Consider the following 25473-nt stretch of genomic DNA (forward strand, 5'->3'; position numbering starts at 1 on the left):
GCCGAGGCATTCGCCTTAGCGGCTTAACCTGTGCAGATTCCGCTGGGTCGATACATCCAGGAATTGGAGCATCTCAGCCATCCTGACGCATGATGTCCGTGATGAGCACGTTCGTGACCTTCGAACCCACCACGGAAACCGCCACTTCCAGCAGAGCGCGTCGCAGGGATACGAGCCTTGCAGCTTCGGTGAACGAGCCCCGAAACCCGCCCGTGTTCGCGTGGTTGAACAGAACACCCAACATGCCGTCGCGCAGCTTTGGCTCGACTGCATAAACTTCCTGGCCGATCCCTTGCGGAACCTCGAGGCTGAGCGACAGGATCACCATTGAGGCCACGCGATCCTTCTCCACAATAGGGACGATGAACTGGTTGTTCAGCTTGACGTATTCCGGCTGTTCGGCGGGATCGACGGAACGGGGTGCGACCGGCCGGGCGTCATCCTTTTCCGAATGGACCACCTCGGCGTCTTCGGACGGGGATGGTGAGGCATCGGGCCGGAGCAGGATGCCGCCGCCGATGCCGGCAGCGAGCCCCAGGACCGCCAGAAGAAGGGGCAGGACAAGACGCAGCATGTCAGAACGGCAGAATGATGTCGGCCACCTGCTGGCCGTATCGCGGTTGCTGGACATCGGTGATCTGCCCGCGCCCGCCGTAGGATATGCGGGCTTCGGCGATCTTGTCGTAGGTGATCTCGTTCTGGCGCGAGATATCGCCGGGCCGGACATAGCCCGTGACGATCAGCTCGCGCAGCTCGTAGTTCACGCGCACCTCCTGCTGGCCCTGAATGCGGAGCACGCCGTTCGGCAGTTCTTCGACCACGGTTGCCGCAACCCGCAATGTCAGCTTCTCCTTCCGGCGCACCGAGCCGTCGCCCGAGTAGCTGGAGGAGGAACTCGTCGAGACCGCATCCTCCATCGACGCCCCGTCGGGGAGATGTCGGTCGATCCGCTGGGGGATGCCGAAGAAGGACGGCAGCCCCAGGCTCTCGCCTCCCGAGCGGCTGCGGCCGGTGGAGTTCGAGATCTCGGCCCGGTCGTCGATCTCGATGGCAACGGTCAGGATGTCTCCGCGGCGACTGGCCCTGCGGTCTCCGAGCAGCGAGGCGCGGTCCCCCGCCCAGAGCGACGAACCCGCCGTAGGCCCCGGATTCCCGAGGTTCTCCGGGATCGGCAGGGCATACATCGCGTGATACTGGAACGTTTCGTCCGCCGGGCTGAAGGAGGGCGCCTTGCCCACTTCGGCAAGCCGTCCGCAGGAGGGGAGGGCGAGGAGCAGCAGGAGCAGGTGTCGCATGATTGTCCCTTCAGGAGCCGGGGCCGACATGCACCGAGCCATCATCGGCAATGCGGCCGGACACGGTGGAGCGGGAGGAAAGGTTCATGACCCGGATCACGTCGCCCACGCCGCCGCGGGCGAGGGCCCGTCCTTCGGCGCGGATCTCGAGTGATCCGAGGCTGTAGGTCAATGGCACGATCTGGTTGCGGTGGACGATCCCGGGCGGGCCAACGTCGCCGATCCCGACCGGGCGGCCTGCGTAGAGTGTGACCCGCGCCTCGAGGCCGATGGCCTGTGCAAGTTCCGAAAGCGCGCCGGGCAGGGTCTCGGGTCTGAGAGCGAGATCCCCGGGTGCCAGCACTTCCAGTGCGCGGATGGTGCGGGTGGCCACAACCGTGTCGGCCGGCGCGGGTGAGGCGAGACAAAGGAGCAGCAGGACCCAGCGCATCACTTCACCTGCGCCGTTGCCGCGAGCATCTGGTCGGCTGCCGTGATGACCTTGGCATTCAGCTCGTACCCGCGCTGCGCCTTGATGAGTTCGGTGATCTCCTGCACGGAATCCACCGAGCTTTCCTCGAGATAACCTTGCCGCAGCGTGCCGAAGCCGTCCTCTCCGGGTGTTCCGGCGATCGGGGCGCCGGAGGCGGCCGTTTCCACGAAGAGGTTGGAGCCGATGGCCTCCAGACCCTTCTCGTTGGCAAAACCGCTGAGCGTGATCTGCCCCATCAGCTGAGGCTGGACCTGACCGCTGAAATAAGCCCACACCTCTCCAGAGCCGTTGATCGCAACGCTCGCGGCATCCTCGGGGATGGTGATGCCGGGGGCGACCTCATGGCCGTCGGAGGTCACGACAAGCCCCTCTCCGCTGCGCTTGAGAGCCCCGTCGCGCGTATAGGCGGACTGGCCGGAGGGGAGCGTGACCTCGATGTAGCCGCGCCCGTCGATCGCCAGATCGAGGTCGCCGCGAGTCTGGGCGAGGGCGCCCTGCGAAAGCACGACGGACACGGCCGACGGGCGCACGCCCATCCCGAGTTGCACGCCGGTGGGAAGCATCCGCCCGTCCTCGGCGCTGACGGTGCCGGGGCGGACCATCTGCTGGTAATGGAGGTCGGCAAAGTCCGCGCGGCGAGAATTGTAGCCGGTCGTGGACATGTTCGCGAGGTTGTTCGAGATGACATCGACGCGCGTCTGCTGCGCGCTCATCCCGGTGGCTGCGATCTGAAGCGCCTTCATCGGCTGTCTCCGAGGATTCTGACGGTGTTGCGGATCCGGTCGTCCTCGCGGTCGAGGAAGCCCTGGCCCAGTTCGTAGGCGCGCTGCACCTCGATCATCCGCGAGATTTCAGAGATCGGGTTGACGTTCGACTCCTCGAGCGAGCCCTGGATGAGCGAAGCGCCGGGCGCGGGCTCTACCCCCGCTTTGGCCGAGAAGCGCGTGCCGCCTTCGTGTCGAAGGTCGAGAGGCTCGGTCGGTTGCCAGAGCCCGATCCGGCCGATCGGCTGTCCCCCGGACGAGAGCGTGCCATCGCTGGCAAGAACCACGTCCCGGGCATCGGGCGGGATGAAGATCGGCGCGCCGCCCTCATCGAGCAACCGGTTGCCGTCGCTGTCCACCAGTTCGCCCTCCGCGTCGGGCGTGAAGCTTCCGGCACGGGTGAGTTGCTCGCCCTGCGGTGTCTCGATCAGGAAGAACCCGTCTCCCATGATGGCGAAATCGAAGGTGGCGCCCGTATGGGTGAGACCGCCCTGGGCAAGATCGACCTGCCGCGCGCTGGCACTGGCCATCGAGAGGGAGGCTTCGCCTTCAAGCCGTTTCACATGTTCGGTGAAGATCACGCCCTCGCGCCGGAACCCTGTGGTGGAGAGGTTGGCGATGTTGTTGGCAATGCTCTGCATCTCGCGCATGAGGCCGGACTGGCGCGTGAGGGTGGTGTAGCCGGCAGCGTCCATGTCAGCCTCCCTCGATCCGCGGAATGATCCCCTCGATGAAGAAGGCGACGAGGGTCGTGGTCATGAAGCTCATCGAGACCCAGAAGACGAGGAGCATGGCGCCCACCTTGGGCACGAAAGTCAGCGTCATTTCCTGCACGGAGGTCAGGGCCTGCAGGATGCCGATCGCGACGCCGACGACGAGCGCCACGGTGAGCAGCGGCGCCGAGATGAGCACCGCGACCCAGAGGCCCTGACGGAGCGCGTCGTAAAGCCCGGCCTCGGACATCAGACCGGCATCCTCAGGATTTCCTGATAGGCTTCGACCACCTTGTCCCGCAGGGTGACGGCCGTTTCGACCGCCGTCTGCGAGGCCGCCAGTGCTTCGACCAGGGCATGGGGATCGGCCTTTCCGGTCATGGCCGCCCGCGCCGTCTCCTCGCCGTGGGCGAGGGTCTCGGTAAAACTTTCTGCGGCACGGTTGAGCGCCGCCGCCACGCCGATCGAGGGCGCCTCCGGCGCCGTCGCGAGTCTGGCCCTTGTGTAGGTCTGTGCCGCGACCGAGGTGCTGATGTCCATTCTGGAGTCCTTTCTATCGACGCAGGAGGTCGAACAGGCTCTGCGTCATCTGCCGCGCCTGATCGAACATCCGAAGATTCGCCTCGTAGCTGCGCTGCGCTTCGCGCGCGTCAGCGATTTCCACCACCAGATCGACGTTGGACCCGTCGTAATATCCGGTGTCATCGGCCATCGGATGGCCGGGATCGTACATCTTCTGCAGACCGCTCTGGTCCAGGCGGACCGGGCCGGTAGACACGAGACCGCTGTCCGGCTCGGACTGGAAGCTGACGGTCTTGCGGTGAAATCCGGGCGTATCGACGTTCGCGATGTTCTCGGACACGTGGCGCAGGCGCAGGGCCTGTGACCGCATGCCCGAGGCCGAAAGCGAGAGCGACTGGCTGAGATCGCTCATGCTCAGGAACTCCGACCGAGGCTGGTGCGGATCAGGCGCGAGCTGCTCTGGTAGATCGAGAGCGCCATCTCGTGCTGCTGCCGGGCCGACACGGCCTTGACCATCTCTTCCTCGAGCGACACCGAGTTTCCGTTGGGCGCGGCGGTGCCCTTCATCTCGACCGGCACGGGCTCTGCCGCGACCGCCGCTGCCGATCGCAGATGGCCGACCCGCGTGTTTCGCAGCCCCGTCCTGCCATCGGCGTAGCTCTCGAAATCCGGGAGATCGCGGGCGCGGTATCCGGGCGTATCCGAGTTGGCGACATTTCGGGCGATCACATCCGTCCGTGCGCCGGCGTGTCTGGCCATGGCCTGCGCCATTCTGACGAGTTCGAGCTTTTCGAACATCAGGGCTTCTCCCTCGACTGGTTTCATCAAGGCTTAAGGTCGATTCCTTTAGAAAGGGTAAGGCGCGAACAAAGAGGGATCGGATGTCTGGCGAATTCGAAGGACTCATCTCGGAAATACGGGCGGTCCCCATCAGCCGCCGCTACGGGCGCGTGACCGGGATCGCGCGCGGGACGATCTCGGCCACCGGTCTGACCAGCAGCGCAGGCCTGGGCGACCGGGTGATCGTCCACGGGACAAACGGGGAGATCGGGGGAGAGGTGCTGCGCCTCTCACAGCAAGAGGTGACGATTCTGCCGGACGCGGCGATCGAGGGTCTGAGCATCGGCGATCAGGTCGAGCTGGTGGGCTCGGCCGAGATCGCGCCCGACGACAGCTGGATCGGACGGATCGTGGACCCGCTGGGCCGGCCGCTCGATGGGCGGCCTCTGTTCCGGGGGCCGATCGCGCGGCCCTTGCGCGCGCCGGCGCCTCCGGCGGCCCGCCGCCGGAGCCTCGGGCCGCGGTTGCCCACCGGGGTTGCGGTCTTCGACACGATGCTGCCGCTCGTGCAGGGCCAGCGGATTGGCCTCTTTGCCGGTTCGGGCGTCGGAAAATCCTCGCTTCTGGCAAAGTTCGCGCGGGGCGTCGGGGCGGATGTGGTGGTCATCGGACTGATCGGCGAGCGTGGCCGCGAACTGCGCGACTTCACCGAGCGGGTGCTGGGAGCAAGGGGGATGGCGCGCTCGGTGGTCGTCACGGCCACCTCGGACCAGTCGCCACTCATGCGCCGACGGTGCGGCTGGGCCGCGATGGCGGTGGCCGAGCATTTCCGCGATCAGGGGCTGCATGTTCTATTGCTGGCCGATTCGATCACCCGTTTCGCCGAAGCGCATCGCGAGGTTGCGCTCGCGGGAGGCGAAGAGGCGAGCATGCGGGGCTTTCCGCCCTCGACGGCCCACACCATCATGTCCCTTGCCGAGAGGGCGGGGCCGGGGGCCGAGGGGACGGGCGATATCACCGCGGTGTTCTCGGTGCTGGTGGCGGGCTCGGACATGGAAGAGCCGGTGGCGGACATCCTTCGCGGGGTGCTCGATGGCCATGTGGTGATGGATCGCCGGATCGCCGAGCGTGGCCGGTTCCCGGCGATCGACCTGCTGCGCTCCGTGTCGCGCAGCCTGCCCGATGCCGCGTCGGAGCCGGAAAACGACCTCATCGCCGAGGCGAGGCGCCTGCTCGGCGCCTGGGATCGGGCGGAGATGATGATTCAGGCCGGTCTCTACGCGAAGGGATCGGATCCTCAGGTGGATGCGGCCATCCGGGTCTGGCCTGCGCTGGATGGCTTTCTGGCCGAGGATGCGCCGGACGGCATCGAGACGAGCTTCCGGCGCCTCGCGGCCTGTCTGGGTCGCTAGGGGGACAGGTCAGAGCCGCTGGCGTGGCGGCGGCTCGGGCGGTCTTTCGGCGCGCCGCCCCTGATCGTCATAAACCACGACGACGCCCGATGCCGCCTGACGGATCTCCGCGAGTCGGCGGCGCGCCGCGCGCACGCCGCGCGAAGCGGCCTCGAGGCAGCCGAGGTTTCGTGATGCCAGCGCCCGCACCCGGTGCGCCTCTTCGGCGGTTGCGGGCGGCTGGCGTTCCATCGCGTCGGCCAGCCCGCTTTCAAGATCGGCAAGTCCGGCGAGATCTCCTGCCATCACCTTCTGGCGCATGTCCTCCAGCAAGTGCTCCAGCAGAAGCGGGGTCGAATCAGAGCGCATCGTCCATCCCTCTGGTCAGCGAACGGTAGAAATGCTCCGCCAGCCCGATCCCGCCGGCGCGCACCATTTCCGTAGCCTGCTCTCTGCGCAGAAAGGAGCCGAACTGCTCTTCGCCGCACCCCCCTCCGAAGGAGGCGGACAGGGCGCCGAGCCCGGTGTGCCCGAGCATCTCTGACAGGAATGCGGATTCCAGTTCCTCCGCCTTCTGGCGAAGGATCTGCCGCGGATGCGGCGCCTCCCCGATACCGGCCGGAATCGCGATCGACATGCATATGCTCCTTTCGTTCCTCATTTATCGGATCCTGCCCGCGAGGAGTAAATGTTCGGTAATTCCTTCCTGCAAAAACGGGAATCAGGCGACAGAAGGTCCGGACAGTGGAAATCGGTTCATTCCCGCAGGTGGTTCACGGTCCCGAAACCCTGCCCAAGGTGGCAGGGAGTCGGGAAAGGGGCGATGCGTTCGCGGCCCTTGTGGGGGGGCCATGTCATGGCCTCGTCCCTGACGGGGTGGCGCTTGCGCTGCCTGTAGATCCGGTTGACGCGGTCAGGGGGAACGTTCCCTTGTCGGAAGGCGGGGCTGATGCCGGAGCAATCGGCGGCGCGTCGGCCCGTTTGCCGGCTCGTTCCGATGCACCGCGGACGCGAGCAGGGCCTCACGAAACTTCGGCTCGGGGTGTCGGGGGCGCGGGTGAACCGTGCCCGGAGGGACTTCTGCCACCCATGGTCCTGGCCCCGGCTCCATCCGACACGTCGATCTCTGCGGCGGAGCCCGAAGCCTCATGCGAGGGCGCTGAGCTTGGGCAGGATCGTGTCCCGAGTGCGACTCGGGCTGCGCCGCAGGAAGGTGGGATCAAGGATGTCCTCCCACAAGGCGCTGGCTCGTCGGCCGCAGGCTCTGACCCCGTTGGGGAAGGGGCACCTCGGCTGTCAGATCTGCATGAGTATCCTGACGTCCTCCCCGGCCTCTCGCCGCAGCCGGCGAGTGCTCATGAACCTGCGCGCCATGCTCTCGCAATGGGGAGGGCCACAGCCATGCCTTCCGATGGCGACCCAGAGCCGCGGTCTCCTCACGATGGCTCGAACGCCCTGTATGAGCTGGGCAGGGCGGATGCAGATGGGCGAGGAGAATCGCTGTTGATTGCCGATGAGCCTTGCCATGATCAAGTGGATGAAATGCACCCTTGGCCTGATCTCATTGCTTCCGCACCAGAACGGTTAGTAAGTCCCAACCCTGTCTCAGAGGAGCAAGAGACGGGGCTTCCTCTCAGGAACCTCAACGTCTTCTATGAACTTGAACGGACCAACGGAGGTGGGGGTGCACCTATGCGCCACACTTCCGACCCTTCCGAAGGAGACGCGGATGAGATCCGCACTTGGCCCTCCATCTTGGAAGTTGCGCCAGAACGGCGGATGCGCGCCAGCTCCCACGTGGGAAGGGATCTTGAGACGCGGCCACCTAGGCACGCCTCGCACACCCTGCACGAGCTGGGCAAGCCTGATGCCGAAGGGCGCGAAGAACCGTTATGGAGTGCCCACCCCTCCCAAGGCCGAATGGGCGTTCTTCATCCTTGGCCTGAGGCGCCTGTGTCCGCTCCAGACCGGTCGGTGCGCACGGACTCTCTCGTCGGGAAGGAAGCGACGGCGCTTCCTGCGGACAATCTCAGCGCCTCCCATGAGCCTGAACGCATCAACAGGGGTGGTGGTGCACAGATGCATCATGCTGACGGCTCATGCGAAGACGACGCGGTTGATTTTTGGGATGGGTCTGCTGCCCTTGCTTCTGCACCAGAGGGCTTGGTGCGCACGAATCCTCTTGCCGAACGGGAACTTGAGACGCGGCTTCCTCAGGATGGCCGGAACGCCCCGCATGAGCTGGGCAGAGCTAATGCCGACGGGCCGGTGGAAACGCTGCCGCGGGCCGACGGCCCAATTGAAGGCCTTACGGGTGGCGTCCGTGCTTGGCCCGATCTGGTTGTTTTTGCTCCAGAGGCGTCGGGGAGCCGATCTCCTTCTGTCTCGGCAGGCGGGCCATCTTCAGCGCGCGCGCGTCTGGTCACGCCTGTCGAGGGAACTGAACGGCGGATTGCTCCGGCCGACTTGATCATCCAACGAGAGTCCATTGGCGTAGACGCACGCGTATTTTCCCCCGAACAACATTTCGCAGATTCGGCTGAACGTGACCTGGCCCATGCTCTGCCTCAGCCGCACTCCATGCCAGCGGCGGCGACGCTTGCAGGTGCCGCCAGTTGCATTGAGGCCCGAACGGCAGGGGGTGAGCCTTCGCCGCTCGCGCCATTCGGCAGCGCGGCCTCCGCAGATCCCGGTGACGCCCCGGCGCTCGTCCAAGCGGAAGGGGAGCGGCGGTCGAGGGAGCGTGACATGCGGGTGGAGGCGCAGAAGTCCGGGCCTGAGACAGGCCAACCGGCAGCACTCGACGCGGCTTCAGAAGAACAGGCAAGGGTCGAGCCGAGGCCAGCTGCACATGATGCTGCCGGGAAGCTGGAGCGGCGTTCGGACGACATGGCGGAACGCCAGGCTCAGGGCTCGACCGCTGCGGCGACTGAGGCCCTGCCTGTGATGGCGCCGAAAGGGGTCGGGCTTCAATGGACGGCGGCCGCTGATGACCGGCGTCAGTGGGCTCTGCCGCCAGATACTCGGGTGGAGGTCCATGCCGTGCGTGCCTCAGCCTCCGACACGGGGGCGTCTCCCCCTGCGGTGGCCGTTTCCGTCGAACACCATGGGAATCCGGGCCAGCGAGAAGCGGCAATGATGCCAAGCGTATGGCCGGAAAAGGACATATCGGGCAAGCGTAGGGATCTGCACCTCGATCCTGGACAGGAACCTTTGACCGAGCGGCTGCCTGTGTCCCCAGACCCTGCGGGCGCGACTCCGGCTGCAATTGGCGCAGATGCGGCGGCCCGCCCCGACGTCATGCCCGAAGCGGAGCGGCTGCCCGGACCTGCACAGGTGGCATCTCCCGCTGGAGCCGAGCCCCGGCCCGCCGCCGAGCCCGCGCGCCTTGCCGGCCATGCGCCTCCGCCTTATGTGCCCGTGGCCGGTGTGTCCGCTGCCCCGGCCGGAGAGGATGCCGTCGAGGTCGTGCTGCAGCCTGACGACATCGGGCAAATCAGGATGACGATGGCGCAGGACGGCGATCACCTTCGGGTTCTCGTGCAGGCGGATCGGGCCGACACGCTCGACATGATGCGCCGCCACGCCGACCTGCTGGGCGCCGAGTTCAGGCAGGCCGGATTCTCTGGCGCATCGCTCAGTTTCGGCGGCCGCGAGGGACGGCCTCCGTCCCGTCAGCCGGCCGGCGTGAGCGGCGAAGTCGCCGAAGTGCAACCCGCGGTCACCGCAACACCCCAGCCGAGATCCGGCCTCGACCTGCGCATTTAGGAGTTTCCATGGAAGTCAGCAGCGCCACCTCCTCGACGGCCGGTCCCGCCTCGGCGAGCGGCAGTTCCACAACTTCGGACTACGAGACGTTCCTGCGGATGCTCACGACGCAGCTGCGGAATCAGGACCCGCTGAATCCGATGGAGTCGGATGATTTCGCCATGCAGCTGGCCACCTTCTCGGGGGTCGAGCAACAGGTGCGCACGAACCAGATCCTCACGGGCATGAGCGGATCCTTCGGCGCCATGGGGCTGTCGGAGCTTGCGGGCTGGATCGGCCGTGAGGCAAGGGTCGAGGCGGCGGCGTGGTTCGATGGCGCGCCCGTCACGATTGCGCCGGAGCCTGCGGCCGGGGCCGACAGCATGAAGCTCATCGTGCGGAGCGCGGATGGAAAGATCGTTTCGCAAGAGACGGTTGCGGCCGGCGCGGGGCAGCTCGAATGGGCTGGCACGGATGCGGCGGGCGAGCCGCTGCCCGATGGCGCCTACAGCTTTTCGCTGGAGAGCTACCTGAAGGACAAACTGCTCGCCACCGCGCCGGCCAAGGTCTATGCCGGCATCGTCGAGGCCCGCAGTGGCAGCGACGGCACGACGCTGGTCCTCCGTGGGGGGATCGAGGTTCCGGCTTCCTCCGTCACCGCGCTGCGTGACGCTTCGGGCTCATAGCAGGCTGCCAATCCAGACCCCGGCTGCGGTCAGCCCGGCCCCGGCCAGCATCCAGACGAGCGGATGGGTCTCGCGCCGCGGGGGCTCTTCGATCTCGGGATGGCTCTGCCGGATCAGCTGGGCCTCGACGAGGCGCGGCAGGCGGGGGCCGAACCGGCCGAGAATCCGGGCCGTTCGCACCAGATCACGCGCCACCGCACGGGGACCGACATTGTCGCGGATGTAATCCTCGACAATGGGGCGGGCGACTTGCCAGATGTTGATGTGCGGGTCGAGCGAGCGCGCCACGCCTTCGACCACCACCATCGTCCGCTGAAGCAGGATAAGCTCGGTCCTGGTCTCCATGCCGAAACGTTCGGTCACCTCGAACAGGTAGGCGAGCAGCCGCCCCATCGAGATCCGCGAGGCCTCCATGCCGAAGATCGGCTCTCCCACCGCACGAAGCGCGCGGGCGAACTCGTCGATGTCGCGGTCGGCCGGGACATAGCCCGCCTCGAAATGGACCTCGGCCACCCGTCGATAGTCGCGCTGGATGAAGCCGAAGAGGATCTCGGCATAGACCCGGCGGGTGTATTCGTCGAGCCGCCCCATGATCCCGAAGTCATAGGCGATGATGTCGCCATTGGCCGCGACCTTCATGTTGCCCTGGTGCATGTCGGCGTGGAAGAAGCCGTCGCGCAGCGCATGGCTGAGGAAGAGCGCGAGCACCCGCGTCCCGAGCGCCGTTCGGTCGTGCCCGGCCGCGTCGAGCGCCACATTGTCGGCCAGCGAGATGCCCTCGGCCCAGCCGATGGTCATCACCTGCCGGGCCGACAGGTTCCAGACCGGCTTCGGCACCTGGAAGCCGGCGTCCTTCTCGGTGTTGGCGGCAAATTCCCCGGCGGAGGCCGATTCGAGGCGGAGGTCCAGCTCGCCGTTCACCACGCCCTCGAAGTGGCGGATCACTTCGGTGGGGCGCAGACGGCGCGAGGAGGGCGAGAGGATCTCGATGATCCGCGCGGCCAGGTAGAAGGCGTCGATGTCGGTGCGGAAGGCGCGCTCGATGCCGGGGCGCAGCACTTTCACCGCCACCTCGACCCCGGTATCGGCCAGGCGGGCGCGGTGCACCTGCGCGATCGAGGCGGCCGCGACGGGTTCGGAGAACTCCGAGAAGACCCGATCCACCGGAACGTGCAGCTCCTCCTCGATCAGCGCCTTGGCGACATCGATCGGGAAGGGCGGCAGCTTGTCCTGCAGATACTGGAGTTGCAGCGCCATCTCGGGGCCCACCACGTCGGGGCGGGTCGAGAGGATCTGGCCGAACTTGATATAGGCCGGGCCGAGGGCCGTCAGCGCGCGGGTGGCCGGCGGCAGCGCCGGGTCGCCGGGCAGGCCGAGCCACGCGAAGGGCCAGCCGAGCACGCGCGCCACCACCCTCAGGTTCGCCGGAGCATCCATGGCCTCGAGTATGGCGCCGATGGCGCCCGTGCGCTCCATGGTGGCGGCGGTGCGAACCAGCCGCCAGATGTTGTGGGGACCCTTCAAGTCAGATCTTCCAGCCGGAATGCAGCGCGGCGATGCCCATCGAGAGGTTGCGGTATTTCACCAGCCCGAAGCCCGCCTTGCGGATCATCCCCGCGAAGGTCTCCTGATCGGGGAACTTGCGGATGGATTCCACAAGATATTGATAGCTGTCGCGGTCGTTGGCCACGATCTGCCCCATGACCGGGATCACGTTGAAGGAATAGCGGTCGTAGGCCCATTGCATCGCCGGGTTGGGCAACTGGCTGAACTCCAGCACCATGAGCCGCCCGCCGGGCTTCAGCACGCGGAAGGCCTCGTTCAGCGCGTCCTGAACGCGGGTCACGTTGCGGATGCCGAAGCTGATCGTATAGACGTCGAAGGTGTTCGAGGCGAAGGGCAGCGCCATCGCATCGCCCACCACCCAGTCGAGCCGGTCGGCCATCTGCGCGGCGTCGGCGCGCTGGCGCCCCTCGACCAGCATCGACTCGGTCATGTCGCAGACGGTCGCATGGGCCCCCGGCGCCCGCTTGAGGAAGCGGAACGAGATGTCGCCCGTGCCCCCCGCCACATCGAGAAGTTTCTGCCCCGGCCGCGGCGCGAGCCAGTCCATCATGGCGTCCTTCCAGAGCCGATGGATGCCGCCGGACATCAGGTCGTTCATGATGTCGTATTTCGAGGCCACGCGGGTGAAGACCCCATGAACCATCCCGGCCTTCTCGCCTTCCGGCACGGTGCGGAAGCCGAAATGCGTCGTGTTGGAAGTTTCGTCGTTCATGGGCTCTTGCCGTCCTCTGCTGCGCCCTCTTTATAGGGCCGGGCGCGGGGGCTGCAATGGACCCCCTTGCTGCCATCTGTCGCGGAGTGGCCGATGCCCGAACTTCCAGAGGTCGAAACCGTGCGCCGGGGGCTCGAGCCCGCGATGACCGGGCGGCTGATCGCCGAGGCGCGCGTGAACCGCCCGGATCTGCGCTGGCCGCTGCCTCCGCGCATGGCCGAGCGGCTGAAAGGCCAGAGGGTCCTGCGCCTCCGCCGGCGGTCGAAATACATCCTTGCGGATCTGTCGGGGGGCGAGTCGCTCCTGATCCATCTCGGCATGTCGGGGCGGATGCTCGTGTCGGGGGCGCGGGTCGGCGACTTCCTCCATGACCATCCCGCCCCCGCGCGGCACGATCATGTCGTGCTCGAGATGGAGGGGGGCGCGCGCGTCACCTTCAACGACGCACGACGGTTCGGCGCCATGGATCTGGTGCCGACGGAGGCGGCCGAAATCCATCCCCTTCTGGCCTCGCTGGGGCCCGAGCCGCTCGGCAACGCCTTTGACAGCGCCTATCTCGCGGCCCGGCTGGCGGGGCGGCGGACGCCGGTCAAGGCCGCGCTTCTCGATCAGAGGATCGTGGCCGGTCTGGGCAACATCTATGTCTGCGAGGTGCTGTTCCGCGCAGGTCTGGCGCCCGGCCGGCTGGCGGGCAGCCTCGGCCGCGCCGAGGTCGAAGGTCTCGTTCCCATCATCCGCGAGGTGCTGTCCGAGGCGATCGAGGCGGGCGGCTCATCGTTGCGCGACTACCGTCAGGCGGATGGCGAACTCGGCTATTTCCAGCACACGTTCCGCGTCTATGGGCGCGAGGGTCAACCCTGCGTCACGCCGGGGTGCCGCGGCCTCGTGGGGCGGATCGTGCAGTCGGGGCGATCCTCGTTCCACTGCCCCGAGTGCCAGAGATGACTTGATCCCTGCCACCGGGCTGCTAGACCTTCGCGGAATTGCCATGACGAGGGAACCCGAATGGCCTACGAGACCCTGATCGTCGAGATCGAGGATTATGTGGCGCTGATCCGGCTCAACCGCCCGGACGCGCTCAATGCGCTCAACAGCAAGATGATGTCCGAGCTGGCCGAGGCGCTGGGCGCGGCCGACCGCAACGACAAGGTGCGCTGCATCGTGATCACCGGCTCGGACAAGGCCTTTGCCGCCGGCGCCGACATCAAGGAGATGGCCGGGCAGAGCTTCGTCGATGTGTTCGGCAGCGACTTCTTCACCTCGGATTCCGAGGCGATGCTGCGCGTCCGCAAGCCGATCATCGCGGCGGTGGCCGGCTATGCGCTCGGCGGCGGGTGCGAGCTGGCCATGATGTGCGACTTCATCATCGCGGCCGACACGGCCAAGTTCGGCCAGCCCGAGATCAACCTCGGGGTGGTGGCCGGCCTCGGCGGAACCCAGCGGCTCACGCGGTTCGTGGGCAAGTCCAAATCCATGGACATGCATCTCACCGGACGCTTCATGGATGCGGCCGAGGCCGAGCGGTGCGGTCTGGTCAGCCGGGTCGTGCCGGCCAAGAACCTGATGGAAGAGGTGATGAAGGCCGCGGCCAAGATCTCCGGCAAGTCGCTTCTGACGGCGATGGCGGTGAAGGAGGCGGTCAACCGCAGCTACGAGACCACGCTCCGCGAGGGCGTGCTGTTCGAGCGGCGGCTGTTTCACGCGCTGTTCGCCACCGAGGACCAGAAGGAGGGCATGGCGGCCTTCCTGGAAAAGCGGACGCCGCAGTTCCGCGACAAGTAATTCGCCGGGCCGCGGCGGGAATCGACGCCTACGGGTTGACTTGGAAACGAGTCGCCCGTAAAGACGCGGCTTCAATGAGAGATCGAACGTAGAGACGGAAGTCCTGATACATGGCCAACTCGCCCCAGTCCAAGAAGCGTGCCCGCCAGGCCGAGGCCCGCGCCGCCGTTAACAAGGCCCGCCGGTCGCGGATCCGCACCTTCCTGCGCAAGGTTGAGGAAGCGATCGCTTCGGGTGATCCGGCGGCTGCCGCCGCTGCCCTCAAGACCGCCCAGCCCGAGATGGCTCGGGGCGTCACCAAGGGTGTCCTCCACAAGAACACGGTGGCCCGCAAGATGTCGCGCCTCGCGCATCGCGTGAAGGTGCTGTCGGTGCCCGCCGCGGCCTGATTTCGCTGCAATCGCAGTGGCTTGAAACGCGCCCCTCCGGGGCGCGTTTTGCATTTCCGGCCCGCGTCGAGGGGCCGGTCTGGCGGGAATGTCACGCCTCGCGACGGCCTTCGGGATTCGCTGCGACAAAGGATTAGTCAACAGCGAAGTTCGGTTGCAGATGCTCGGCACGGCTTGCTAGCGTCATGTCAGCGATTCACACGTCCTTGGGGGGACATGGCCGATCGCGGATTGTCATGCGTCTGCTGCCAACTGCCGCCCCGTGCGGCGAGACGAATGATGTTCCGCGATCTTTGGGTAAATATTCTGTGCCGATGAGGCACGGTCCGCGATTGCGGAAGAGCGGGTGCATGCCCGTCTCTTGCATCGTGGTGTCCCATTGACCTCATCGCCTGCCAGCGCGGGTGATGGGGTGGTCTCATGCGCGCCGTATTCCGGCGCCCCATTTGCGTTGCTTCGCAGAACGACAACAAGGATCTCCCCGCGCGTCGGCGCGGGCGAGGCCGCAGGCGATGAACGGCGAACGGGCATAGGAAATGACGAATGAGACTTGGGTTCAAGTGCGCGAAGGGCTGCTCAAGCGAGTGGGCCGGAACAATTTCGTGACCTGGATCGAGCCTCTGCGGCTCATGGGTCTCGACGATGGCGTGGCGCGCTTTGAAGTTCCGACGCTTTTCTTCGGCGACTGGGTGCAGCGCAATTTCGCGGATCACATCCGCCTGCGCCTGACCGAGGCCGGCTCGCCGGTCGAGCGGCTGGAGTTCGCCGTCTCCAACTCGCCGCGCCCGCCGCTGAAGGAGGTCAGGACGGCCGCGGCCCCCGTCGCCAAGGCCCGCCCGGCACCCGCCGAAGAGGATCTTCGCGGCGCCCCGCTGGATTCCCGCTTCACCTTCGACAGTTTCGTGGTCGGCAAGCCGAACGAGCTTGCCCATGCCGCCGCCCGCCGCGTCGCCGAGGGGGGGCCCGTCACCTTCAACCCGCTGTTCCTCTATGGCGGCGTGGGGCTGGGCAAGACGCACCTCATGCACGCCATCGCGCACGAGCTGCAGAAGCGCCAGCCCGGCGCGCGCGTCCTTTATCTGTCGGCCGAGCAATTCATGTACCGCTTCGTCCAGGCGCTGCGCGAGCGTGAGATCCTGGGCTTCAAGGAACTCTTCCGCTCGGTCGATGTGCTGATGGTCGATGATGTCCAGTTCATCGCCGGCAAGGACTCGACGCAGGAGGAATTCTTCCACACCTTCAACGCCCTGGTCGATCAGAACAAGCAGATCGTCATCTCGGCCGACCGTGCGCCGGGCGAGATCAAGGACCTCGAGGAGCGGATCAAGAGCCGTCTGCAATGCGGCCTCGTGGTGGACCTGCATCCCACCGACTACGAGCTGCGCCTCGGCATCCTCCAGCAGAAGGCCGACTTCTACCGCGAACAGTATCGCGGCCTCGTCATCGCCGACGGCGTGCTCGAGTTCCTCGCCCACCGCATCACGACCAACGTCCGCGTGCTGGAAGGCGCCCTCACCCGCCTCTTCGCCTTCGCAAGCCTCGTGGGGCGCGAGATCACGCTGGATCTGGCGCAGGACTGCCTGGCCGACATCCTCCGCGCCAGCGACCGCAAGGTCACGATCGAGGAGATCCAGCGCAAGGTGGCCGAGCATTACAACATCCGCCTCTCCGACATGATCGGCCCCAAGCGGCTGCGCACCATCGCCCGCCCGCGTCAGGTGGCGATGTATCTGGCCAAGCACCTGACGCCCCGCTCGCTGCCCGAGATCGGCCGACGCTTTGGCGGACGCGATCACACCACGATCATGCATGGCGTGCGCAAGATCGAGGAGCTGATGGCCACCGACTCGCAACTGGCCGACGACCTGCAGCTTCTTCGCCGCCTGCTGCAGGCCTGATCTGTGGCCACGGGGGCGCTTGACGCCCCCCTTGAACCATCCATAGTCGGGAAAAATCTTGAGGTTCGGTGCGAAACCGGGCAGTTTCGGCGTCCGCGTCAAGAAGGGGTGAGGGAATGAAGATCAGCATCGAGCGCGGCGCTCTGCTAAAGGCCGTGGGCCAGGCCCAGTCGGTCGTCGAGCGGCGGAACACCATTCCGATCCTCGCCAACGTGCTGATCGAGGCCGAAGGCGACACCGTCTCGTTCCGCGCGACCGATCTCGACATCGAGGTGGTGGACCGGACGCCCGCCGTGGTGGAGCGGCCCGGCGCGACGACCGTTTCGGCAGTCATGCTGCACGAGATCGTCCGCAAGCTGCCGGATGGCGCGCTGGTCGGCCTGAGCGAGGATGCGGCCTCGGGCCGGCTGACGGTGACGGCGGGGCGCTCGGTCTTCAGCCTTGCCACGCTGCCGCGGGAGGATTTCCCGGTGATGGCAAGCTCGGAATACAGCTCGAACTTCACCGCGCCGGCCCCGGTGCTGCGGCGCTTGTTCGACAAGGCGAAGTTCGCCATCTCGACCGAAGAGACGCGCTATTACCTCAACGGCGTCTTCATGCATGTGGCGACGGGCGAGGAGGGGCCGGTGCTGCGCTGCGTGGCGACCGACGGCCATCGCCTCGCGCGGATCGACGCCCCGCTGCCCGAGGGTGCCGGGGGCATGGCCGGGGTGATCGTGCCGCGCAAGACGGTGAACGAACTGCGCAAGCTGCTCGATGACGACGAGGCGCAGATCAAGGTTTCCGTGTCGGAGACCAAGGTGCGCTTCGCCACGCCGCAGATCACCATGACCTCGAAGGTGATCGACGGCACCTTCCCCGACTATTCGCGCGTGATCCCGACGGGCAATGCGCGGCGCCTCGAGGTGGATGCCCAGGAATTCGCCAAGGCCGTGGACCGGGTGGCCACCGTCTCGTCCGAGCGCTCGCGCGCGGTCAAGCTGTCGCTGGACGAGGACCGGCTGGTGCTGTCGGTCAATGCCCCCGACTCGGGCGCGGCCGAGGAGGAACTGGCCGTGGCTTATGGCGACGAGCGGCTCGAGATCGGCTTCAACGCCAAGTATCTGCTCGAGATCGCGAGCCAGGTGGACCGGGAGAACGCCGTGTTCCTGTTCAACTCGTCGGGCGATCCGACGCTGATGCGGGAAGGCAACGACATGTCTGCGGTCTATGTCGTCATGCCGATGCGCGTGTGACGGAGGTGCGGCGGGGGCGCTGCCCCCGCACCCCCGGGATATTTTTCCGAGAATGAAAGGAAAGGGGATGAGCGGGCTCGCCGTCACATCCCTCGCTCTGTCGCACTTCCGGTCGCATCGCGCGGCGCGGATGGCGTTTGACGGGCGGCCGGTGGCCTTCGTGGGCGCAAACGGCGCGGGCAAGACGAACGTGCTTGAGGCGATCTCGCTGCTGTCCCCCGGGCGGGGGTTGCGGCGCGCGGCGGCGGACGAGATCGCGCGGCGGCCCGAGGCGCTGGGATGGAAGGTGACGGCCGCGGTGCGCGGGCTGCATTCCGACCATGAGGTCGAGACCTGGGCCGAGGGTGGCGGGGCGCGGCAGGTGCGCATCGACGGCAAGGCCGCGACGCAGGTGATGCTGGGGCGGCTCTTGCGCATCGTCTGGCTGGTGCCCGCCATGGATCGGCTCTGGACCGAGGCGGCGGAGGGGCGGCGGCGGTTTCTCGACCGGGTGGCGATGAGTTTTGCGCCCGACCATGCCGAGGCGGTGCTCGATTACGAGAAGGCGATGCGCGAGCGGAACCGGCTTCTGAGGGAGCAGGTGGCCGATGCCCATTGGCATGCGGCGCTCGAGGGGCGGATGGCTGAGGCCGCGGGGGTGATCCGGGCGCATCGCGAGGAGGCGGTGACCCGGTTGATCGCGGCGCAGGGGGCGGCCGAGACGGCCTTTCCGCGGGCCCTGCTGTCGGTCGCGTCGGAGGATCCCGAGGATCTGGCCGCGGCCTGGGCCGAGGGGCGGCGGCGCGACATGGCGGCGGGGCGGACGCTGCTGGGGCCGCACCGCGCCGATCTGACCGCAATCTACGCGGCCAAGGGCGTTCCGGCGGCGCAATGTTCGACGGGTGAGCAGAAGGCGCTTCTCATCTCGCTGGTCCTTGCCAACGCGCGTGCGCTGGCCGAGGATCTGGGGGCGGCGCCGATCCTGCTGCTCGACGAGGTGGCGGCCCATCTCGATGAGGGGCGGCGCGCGGCCCTGTTCGACGAGATCTGCGCGCTCGGGGCGCAGGCCTTCATGACGGGCACGGGGCCGGAGCTGTTCACCGCGCTCGGGGGGCGGGCGCAGAGGATCGAGGTGACGGAGGCTGAGGGGCTTTCGCAGACACGGGAGATTGCGCCATGACACCGCAGCGCGTCACGCTCATCACGCTGGGTGTGGGCGATCTGGCGGCCTCGGTCGCCTTTTACGAGCGGCTGGGCTGGAAGCAGCACCGGGCGCAGGAGGGCGTGGCCTTCTTCCAGTTGCAGGGCTCGGCCCTGGCTTTGTTCGGCCGCGCCGCGCTGGCAGCCGATCAGGGGCGGCCGGGGGCCGATCTGGGCACGGGGGCCGTGACGCTGGCGCAGAACTACGCGACCGAAGCCGAGGTGGATGCGGCCTTCGAAGCGGCGCTTGCCGCGGGCGCGACCGCCCTCAAGCGGCCCGAAAAGGTGTTCTGGGGTGGCTACTCGGGCTACTGGGCCGATCCTGACGGTCATGTCTGGGAGGTGGCGATGAACCCCCTGTGGCCGCTGGCCGAGGATGGCAGCCTTACGCTGCCCTGACGGCGGTGCAGGGCTAAATCTTGGGCCCCGGGCGTGACATTCCCGGGCAGGACCGCTATAACTCGCGCGCAAAGCAAAGGGTTTGTCCGAATGGCCGAAGCTGCCCGCGTGCCGGAAGAGTACGGCGCCGATTCGATCAAGGTTCTCAAGGGGCTGGAGGCTGTCCGCAAGCGTCCCGGCATGTATATCGGCGACACGGACGATGGCTCGGGCCTCCACCATATGGTTTATGAGGTGGTGGACAACGGCATCGATGAGGCGCTGGCGGGCCATGCGACCGCGGTGACGGTGAAGATCCACGCCGACAGTTCGGTGTCCGTGCGCGACAACGGGCGCGGGATTCCGGTGGACATGCATGCCTCCGAGGGCGTGTCGGCGGCCGAGGTCATCATGACCCAGCTCCATGCCGGGGGCAAGTTCGACCAGAACAGTTACAAGGTCTCGGGCGGCCTGCATGGCGTGGGCGTCTCGGTGGTGAACGCCCTGTCCGACTGGCTCGAACTGCGCATCTGGCGCAACGGCAAGGAGCATTACGCCCGCTTCGAGAATGGCGAGACGGTCGAGCATCTGCGCGTGGTCCGCGACGCGCCGGGCGAGAAGGGCACCGAGGTGCGCTTCCTCGCCTCGGCCAAGACGAACCGGCCCGACGGCACCTTCTCGAACCTCGACTACAGCTTCAAGACGCTCGAGAACCGCCTGAGGGAGCTTGCCTTCCTCAACTCCGGCGTCCGTATCCTGCTCGAGGATGAGCGCCCGGCCGAGCCGCTGCACAGCGAATTGTTCTACGAGGGCGGTGTGCGCGAGTTCGTCCGCTACCTCGACCGTTCGAAGAGCCCGGTGATGCCCGAGCCGATCTTCATCACGGGCGAGCGCGGCGGGATCGGGGTCGAGATCGCGATGTGGTGGAACGACAGCTACCACGAGACGGTGCTGCCCTTCACCAACAACATCCCGCAGCGCGACGGCGGCACCCACCTTGCGGGCTTCCGGGGCGCGCTGACGCGGACCATCACGAAATATGCGCAGGACAGCGGGATCGCCCGGCGCGAGAAGGTGGATTTCACCGGCGACGACGCGCGCGAGGGGCTGACCTGCGTTCTGTCCGTCAAGGTGCCGGACCCGAAATTCTCCAGCCAGACCAAGGACAAGCTGGTGTCGTCGGAGGTGCGACCCGCGGTCGAGAACCTGGTGAACGAGAAGCTGGCCGAGTGGTTCGAGGAGAACCCGGCCGCCGCCAAGGGCATCGTCGGCAAGATCGTCGAGGCGGCGCTGGCGCGCGAGGCGGCGCGCAAGGCGCGCGAGATGACGCGGCGCAAGACGGCGATGGATGTCGCCTCGCTGCCCGGCAAGCTGGCCGACTGCCAGGAGAAGGACCCGGCCCTGTCCGAGCTGTTCATCGTCGAGGGGGACTCGGCCGGTGGCTCGGCCAAGCAGGGCCGCGCGCGGAAGAACCAGGCGGTGCTGCCGCTGCGGGGCAAGATCCTGAACGTGGAGCGGGCGCGTTTCGACCGGATGCTGTCCTCGGAAACCGTGGGGACGCTGATCACGGCGCTCGGCGCGGGCATCGGGCGCGACGAGTTCGACATCGGCAAGCTGCGCTACCACAAGATCATCATCATGACCGACGCGGACGTGGACGGCGCCCATATCCGCACGCTGCTGCTGACCTTCTTCTTCCGGCAGATGCCCGCGATCATCGAGGGGGGCTTCCTCTACATCGCGCAGCCGCCGCTCTACAAGGTCGCGCGGGGCAAGTCGGAGGTCTATCTCAAGGATCAGGCGGCGCTCGACGATTACCTGATCCAGCAGGGGATCGAGGGGGCCATCCTGCGGCTGACCACCGGCGAGGAGATCGCCGGGCAGGACCTGCTCCGCGTGATCGAAGGCGCGCGCCAGTTCCGCCGCGTGCTCGAGGGGTTCCCGACGCATTACCCGCGCAACATCCTGGAACAGGCGGCGCTTTCCGGCGCGTTCGATCCGGGCCGGGCCGACGACGACCTGCAACTCGTGGCCGACCGTGTGGCCGAGCGGCTGGATCTGACCGCCGCGGAGTACGAGCGCGGCTGGAAGGGCCGGATCACGCAGGATCACGGCATCCGTCTCTCGCGCGTGCTGCGCGGGGTGGAAGAGCTTCGGACGCTTGACGGGGCCGTGCTTCGGTCGGGTGAGGCGCGGCGCCTGTCGCAGGTCTCGGGCCAGACGCGCGACGTCTATGCACCGGGGGCCCGGCTCGTGCGCAAGGACCGCGAGCAGCCGATCCACGGGCCGATCGCGCTTCTGAAGGCGGTGCTGGCCGAGGGCGAGAAGGGCCTGTCGCTCCAGCGTTACAAGGGCCTGGGCGAGATGAACCCGGAGCAGCTCTGGGAAACCACTCTCGATCCCGAGGCGCGGACGCTCCTGCAGGTCAAGGTCGAGGATCTGGCCGAGGCCGACGACATCTTCACCAAGCTCATGGGCGACGTGGTCGAGCCGCGGCGCGAGTTCATCCAGCAGAACGCGCTGAACGTCGAGAATCTGGACACCTGAGGCCGATCCGGCGCAGGCGGCGGCGGGGCTGATCCGACGGGGCGGGCGCCTTTTCCCGCGCCGCCACCTTTTCCGCGCGGCGGCGACGTTCTAAGTAAGGCCATGCGCCAGACTCTGACCGAAATCTATGAAGCCCGCGTCGATGCCGAGGATCTGCGGGCCGATCCCGCCCAGCACGCCGTCCTGCCGGATCTCGAGCGCATCCGGCAGTGGATCGAGGCTCATCCCGAGCGCAAGCGGGGCCTCTTCGGCCTCTTCGCCGCCAAGGAAGAGCTGCCGAAGGGGCTCTATCTCTGGGGCGGGGTCGGGCGGGGCAAGTCGATGCTGATGGACCTCTTCGCCGACGCCGTGGACATCCCGGCGAAGCGCCGCGTGCATTTCCACGCCTTCATGCAGGAGGTGCAGCAGGGCATGCACGAGGCCCGCAAGAAGGGGGTCGAGGACGCGCTGCAGCCGGTGGCCGACCGGGTGGCCGGCGAGGTCCGGCTTCTGGCCTTCGACGAGATGCAGATCACCGACATCACCGATGCGATGATCGTCGGGCGGCTGTTCCAGAAGCTGTTCGATCAGGGCGTGGTGATCGTGACCACCTCCAACCGGCCGCCCGAGGATCTTTACGAGAACGGTCTCAACCGGCAGGTCTTCCTGCCCTTCATCGACCTCCTGCGCGAGCGGATGAAGGTGGTCGAGCTGGAAAGCCCGACGGACTACCGCCAGCACCGGCTGCAGGGGGCGCAGGTCTTCTTCCATCCCGCCAGCCGGGCGCAGGGCGAGATCTCCCGCATCTGGACCGATCTCACGGGCGGCGACCGCGGACATCCGCTGCGGCTTCCGGTCAATGGCCGGACGGTCGAGATTCCGTGCTTCGCGAATGGCGTGGGGCGGGCGACCTTCTGGGACCTCTGCGCCCGCCCGCTGGGGCCGGCCGACTTCCTCGCGATCGCCGAGGCGTGCCGGGTGCTGATCCTCGAGGACATTCCGCGGCTGTCCGCGGAAAACTACAACGAGGCCAAGCGGTTCGTAACCCTGATCGACGCGCTCTACGAGGCGCGGGTGCGCCTGATCGCCTCCGCCGCGGATGAGCCCGAGCGTCTCTATATCGAAGGCGAAGGCGTGTTCGAGTTCGAGCGCACGGCAAGCCGCCTGCGCGAGATGCAGTCGGTGGAGTGGGGGGGCTAGCCCCGGCCTGCCGGGCGCGGGGCGGGCAGGCCCGCGCGGGTCAGGTGCGGAACTCGTCCTCGGCGTAGCCCTGCACGAAGAGCAGCGCGGTCAGGTCGCCGTGGTTGATGCGGATGTCGCACTCGGCCGCCACCACGGGCTTCGCGTGCAGCGCCACGCCCGCGCCCGCCCGCTTGAGCATGCCCAGATCGTTCGCCCCGTCGCCCACCGCCATGGCCGCCTCGACGCCGATCCCCATGCGGGCGGTGATTTCCTCGAGCGCCGCGAGCTTCGCCTCGCGCCCGAGGATCGGCTCAGCCACCGTGCCGGTGAGCGCGCCATCCGCGACATGGAGGATGTTGGCCCGGTGCTCGTCGAAACCGAGGCCCGCGGCGACCTTTGCGGTAAAGGCGGTGAAGCCGCCCGAGACAAGCGCCGCGCGCCCGCCGTTGGCCTTCATCGTCTGTACCAGCGCCCGGCCGCCGGGCATGTACTGGATCCGCGTCTCGAGCACACGGTCGATCACCGAGGCCGGCAGGCCCTTCAGCAGCCTCACCCGTTCGCGCAGCGCGGTTTCGAAGTTCAGCTCGCCGTTCATCGCGCGCTGGGTGATGCCTGCGACATATTCGCCAACGCCCGCTTCGTCGGCCAGCTCGTCGATGCATTCCTGACGGATCATGGTCGAATCCATGTCCGCCAGAAGCAGCTTCTTGCGCCGACCCTCGGCCGGAACCACGGCCAGATCCACCTTCAGCGCCTGCAGATCCTCCCAGACCTGCCAGCGGTTCGAAGGCATTGCAGACACGGGAAATTCCGCCGCTACCCCGGGTTGCAGCCAGCGCGCATCGCCTCCGCCCCAGGCGTTGCGCAACGACTCGACGGTGGCGCGCTCGAGGCACGGAGAGGCCGGATCGGTCATGAGGACGGCAACGAACATCGCACTCTCCCAAGGTCGCTTTCACGAGGTCGAACGCCGCTCTAGGGCAATTCTTTTCCTTGCGCCAGAGCCCGACGAGGCGTAATGGCGGCGGCGGGACACCTCTCCCCAACGAGAGGCATCTATCTGGAAGGGTACCATGTCTGATCTGCAGACCCCGGCCGCGCGGCCGGCCAATCCGCGCTTCTCCTCTGGCCCCTGCGCCAAGATCCCCGCCTATTCGCTGGACCTTTTGTCGGATGCGCCCCTTGGCCGTTCGCACCGCGCCGCCGTCGGCAAGGCCAAGCTGAAAGAGGCGATCGAACTTACCCGCGAGATCCTCGGCGTGCCCGCCGGATACCGCATCGGCATCGTCCCCGGTTCCGACACCGGCGCGGTCGAGATGGCGATGTGGTCGCTGCTGGGCGCCCGCCCCGTCGAGATGCTGGCTTGGGAAAGCTTCGGCGAAGGCTGGGTCACCGATGCGGTGAAGCAACTGAAGCTCGACGCGACCGTACGCAAGGCGCCCTATGGCGAGATCGTCGATTTTGCGCAGGTCGACTTTGACAAGGACGTGGTCTTCACCTGGAACGGCACCACCTCGGGCGTGCGGCTGCCGAACGGCGACGCGATCCCGGCGGACCGCGCCGGCCTGACCATCTGCGACGCGACCTCGGCCGCCTTCGCGATGGACCTGCCGTGGGACAAGCTCGATGTCGTGACCTTCTCCTGGCAGAAGGTGCTGGGCGGCGAGGGTGGCCACGGGATGCTGATCCTGTCGCCCCGCGCGGTCGAGCGTCTGGAAAGCTACACCCCTGCCTGGCCGATGCCGAAGATCTTCCGCATGACCAAGGGCGGCAAGCTGATCGAGGGCATCTTCGAGGGCGAGACGATCAACACGCCGTCGATGCTGGCGGTCGAGGATTACCTCGTGTCGCTGAAATGGGCGAAATCCATTGGCGGGCTCAAGGCGCTGGTCGCGCGGGCGGAAGCGAACTCGAAGGTCGTGGCCGATTTCGTGGCGGCGAACGACTGGATCGCGAACCTTGCGGTCGATCCGGCGACGGCCTCGACCACCTCGGTCTGCCTGAAGTTCACCGATCCGCGCATCACCGATGGCGCGGCCTTCGCCAAGGCGGTGGCCAAGCGGCTCGAGAAGGAGGGCGTTGCGCTGGACGTGGGCGCTTATCGCGACGCGCCGGCCGGCCTTCGGATCTGGTGCGGCTCGACCGTCGAGGCGTCGGACGTTGCGGCGCTGATGCCCTGGCTCAAATGGGCTTTCGAGGCCGAGATCGCGGCGCTCGCCAAGGCCGCCTGAGCGACCTGCTCCAAGACATGACCTG

General features: G+C 67.2%; 27 protein-coding genes. 13 read left to right on the top strand and 14 right to left on the bottom strand.

The window, feature by feature from the left end:
• Positions 1-73: 73 nt before the first annotated feature.
• The 9 genes from FG154_RS11510 to FG154_RS11550 are packed head-to-tail and all read right to left on the bottom strand — an operon-like array spanning position 74 to position 4564.
• Positions 74-574 (bottom strand): flagellar basal body-associated FliL family protein, encoded by a 501-nt coding sequence (locus FG154_RS11510; RefSeq protein ID WP_145107810.1) that lies wholly within the window; start codon positions 572-574, stop codon positions 74-76.
• Between the two features lies 1 nt (position 575).
• On the bottom strand, positions 576-1295 hold the full coding sequence (gene flgH, locus FG154_RS11515; RefSeq protein ID WP_145107813.1) for a flagellar basal body L-ring protein FlgH: 720 nt from the start codon (positions 1293-1295) through the stop codon (positions 576-578).
• Between the two features lie 10 nt (positions 1296-1305).
• Entirely contained in the window at positions 1306-1725 is a 420-nt protein-coding gene (gene flgA / locus FG154_RS11520) for a flagellar basal body P-ring formation chaperone FlgA (RefSeq protein ID WP_145107816.1), read from the bottom strand.
• Positions 1725-2510, bottom strand: a complete 786-nt coding sequence (gene flgG / locus FG154_RS11525) for a flagellar basal-body rod protein FlgG (protein WP_145107818.1) — start codon at positions 2508-2510, stop codon at positions 1725-1727. The genes flgA and flgG overlap by 1 nt, the downstream gene beginning before the upstream one ends.
• Positions 2507-3226, bottom strand: a complete 720-nt coding sequence (locus FG154_RS11530; protein ID WP_145107821.1) for a flagellar hook-basal body complex protein — start codon at positions 3224-3226, stop codon at positions 2507-2509. The genes flgG and FG154_RS11530 overlap by 4 nt, the downstream gene beginning before the upstream one ends.
• A 1-nt stretch (position 3227) precedes the next feature.
• Entirely contained in the window at positions 3228-3494 is a 267-nt protein-coding gene (locus tag FG154_RS11535) for a flagellar biosynthetic protein FliQ (RefSeq protein ID WP_145107823.1), read from the bottom strand.
• On the bottom strand, positions 3494-3784 hold the full coding sequence (fliE, locus tag FG154_RS11540) for a flagellar hook-basal body complex protein FliE (protein WP_145107826.1): 291 nt from the start codon (positions 3782-3784) through the stop codon (positions 3494-3496). The genes FG154_RS11535 and fliE overlap by 1 nt, the downstream gene beginning before the upstream one ends.
• Before the next feature lie 13 nt (positions 3785-3797).
• Entirely contained in the window at positions 3798-4178 is a 381-nt protein-coding gene (flgC, locus tag FG154_RS11545; RefSeq protein ID WP_145107828.1) for a flagellar basal body rod protein FlgC, read from the bottom strand.
• A 2-nt stretch (positions 4179-4180) separates the two neighbouring features.
• Complete coding sequence (locus FG154_RS11550; protein ID WP_145107831.1) at positions 4181-4564, bottom strand: FlgB family protein; 384 nt, start codon at positions 4562-4564, stop codon at positions 4181-4183.
• Positions 4565-4647: 83 nt separating this feature from the next.
• On the opposite strand from FG154_RS11550, the gene FG154_RS11555 reads away from it, so the two are divergent.
• The gene (locus FG154_RS11555; RefSeq protein WP_145107833.1) at positions 4648-5958 is read left to right on the top strand and encodes a FliI/YscN family ATPase; all 1311 of its coding nucleotides are present in this window, start codon (positions 4648-4650) and stop codon (positions 5956-5958) included.
• A 9-nt stretch (positions 5959-5967) separates the two neighbouring features.
• Here the strand turns inward: FG154_RS11555 and FG154_RS11560 are convergent, their stop codons facing one another.
• The gene (locus FG154_RS11560) at positions 5968-6306 is read right to left on the bottom strand and encodes a hypothetical protein (protein WP_145107835.1); all 339 of its coding nucleotides are present in this window, start codon (positions 6304-6306) and stop codon (positions 5968-5970) included.
• Positions 6296-6574 carry a rod-binding protein gene (locus tag FG154_RS11565; protein ID WP_145107838.1) on the bottom strand — a complete coding sequence of 93 codons (279 nt, stop codon included), beginning with the start codon at positions 6572-6574 and terminating at the stop codon, positions 6296-6298. Before FG154_RS11565 ends, FG154_RS11560 begins: the two co-directional genes overlap by 11 nt.
• Before the next feature lie 2111 nt (positions 6575-8685).
• Between FG154_RS11565 and fliK the strand changes: the two genes are divergently transcribed.
• Positions 8686-9705 (top strand): flagellar hook-length control protein FliK, encoded by a 1020-nt coding sequence (fliK, locus tag FG154_RS21415; protein WP_246100237.1) that lies wholly within the window; start codon positions 8686-8688, stop codon positions 9703-9705.
• An 8-nt stretch (positions 9706-9713) separates the two neighbouring features.
• Positions 9714-10370 carry a flagellar hook assembly protein FlgD gene (locus FG154_RS11575; protein ID WP_145107840.1) on the top strand — a complete coding sequence of 219 codons (657 nt, stop codon included), beginning with the start codon at positions 9714-9716 and terminating at the stop codon, positions 10368-10370.
• Here the strand turns inward: FG154_RS11575 and ubiB are convergent.
• Together ubiB and ubiE are read right to left on the bottom strand one after the other, a co-directional pair.
• A complete protein-coding gene (gene ubiB, locus FG154_RS11580; protein WP_145107843.1) occupies positions 10365-11894 on the bottom strand; it encodes a 2-polyprenylphenol 6-hydroxylase in 1530 nt (509 codons plus the stop codon). The two genes, FG154_RS11575 and ubiB, sit on opposite strands and share 6 nt — an antisense overlap.
• Position 11895: 1 nt before the next feature.
• On the bottom strand, positions 11896-12648 hold the full coding sequence (gene ubiE, locus FG154_RS11585; protein WP_011909542.1) for a bifunctional demethylmenaquinone methyltransferase/2-methoxy-6-polyprenyl-1,4-benzoquinol methylase UbiE: 753 nt from the start codon (positions 12646-12648) through the stop codon (positions 11896-11898).
• A gap of 93 nt (positions 12649-12741) precedes the next feature.
• Here ubiE and mutM point away from each other — a divergent pair, with 93 nt between their 5' ends.
• From mutM to zapE, 9 genes are all read left to right on the top strand, one after another.
• Entirely contained in the window at positions 12742-13593 is an 852-nt protein-coding gene (mutM, locus tag FG154_RS11590) for a bifunctional DNA-formamidopyrimidine glycosylase/DNA-(apurinic or apyrimidinic site) lyase (protein WP_145107845.1), read from the top strand.
• Between the two features lie 60 nt (positions 13594-13653).
• On the top strand, positions 13654-14430 hold the full coding sequence (locus tag FG154_RS11595; RefSeq protein WP_145107847.1) for an enoyl-CoA hydratase: 777 nt from the start codon (positions 13654-13656) through the stop codon (positions 14428-14430).
• 110 nt (positions 14431-14540) lie between these two features.
• Positions 14541-14819: a 30S ribosomal protein S20 gene (rpsT, locus tag FG154_RS11600; protein WP_011907071.1), complete on the top strand. Its 279-nt coding sequence runs from the start codon at positions 14541-14543 to the stop codon at positions 14817-14819.
• A gap of 536 nt (positions 14820-15355) precedes the next feature.
• A complete protein-coding gene (dnaA, locus tag FG154_RS11605; protein ID WP_044247587.1) occupies positions 15356-16717 on the top strand; it encodes a chromosomal replication initiator protein DnaA in 1362 nt (453 codons plus the stop codon).
• Between the two features lie 116 nt (positions 16718-16833).
• Complete coding sequence (gene dnaN / locus FG154_RS11610) at positions 16834-17952, top strand: DNA polymerase III subunit beta (RefSeq protein WP_145107850.1); 1119 nt, start codon at positions 16834-16836, stop codon at positions 17950-17952.
• A gap of 67 nt (positions 17953-18019) precedes the next feature.
• Positions 18020-19111, top strand: coding sequence for a DNA replication/repair protein RecF (recF, locus tag FG154_RS11615; RefSeq protein ID WP_145107853.1), 1092 nt, complete (start codon positions 18020-18022; stop codon positions 19109-19111).
• The gene (locus FG154_RS11620) at positions 19108-19530 is read left to right on the top strand and encodes a VOC family protein (RefSeq protein ID WP_145107855.1); all 423 of its coding nucleotides are present in this window, start codon (positions 19108-19110) and stop codon (positions 19528-19530) included. The genes recF and FG154_RS11620 overlap by 4 nt, the downstream gene beginning before the upstream one ends.
• Before the next feature lie 90 nt (positions 19531-19620).
• Complete coding sequence (gene gyrB / locus FG154_RS11625; protein ID WP_145107858.1) at positions 19621-22056, top strand: DNA topoisomerase (ATP-hydrolyzing) subunit B; 2436 nt, start codon at positions 19621-19623, stop codon at positions 22054-22056.
• Between the two features lie 102 nt (positions 22057-22158).
• Positions 22159-23235, top strand: a complete 1077-nt coding sequence (gene zapE / locus FG154_RS11630) for a cell division protein ZapE (protein ID WP_145107860.1) — start codon at positions 22159-22161, stop codon at positions 23233-23235.
• Between the two features lie 40 nt (positions 23236-23275).
• Here zapE and serB read toward each other — a convergent pair whose 3' ends face one another.
• Positions 23276-24151, bottom strand: a complete 876-nt coding sequence (serB, locus tag FG154_RS11635; RefSeq protein WP_145107863.1) for a phosphoserine phosphatase SerB — start codon at positions 24149-24151, stop codon at positions 23276-23278.
• Positions 24152-24290: 139 nt separating this feature from the next.
• Between serB and FG154_RS11640 the strand changes: the two genes are divergently transcribed.
• Entirely contained in the window at positions 24291-25448 is a 1158-nt protein-coding gene (locus FG154_RS11640) for a phosphoserine transaminase (protein WP_145107866.1), read from the top strand.
• Positions 25449-25473 lie beyond the last annotated feature (25 nt).

The organism is Cereibacter sediminicola (genome assembly GCF_007668225.1).
Taxonomy (GTDB): domain Bacteria; phylum Pseudomonadota; class Alphaproteobacteria; order Rhodobacterales; family Rhodobacteraceae; genus Cereibacter_A; species Cereibacter_A azotoformans.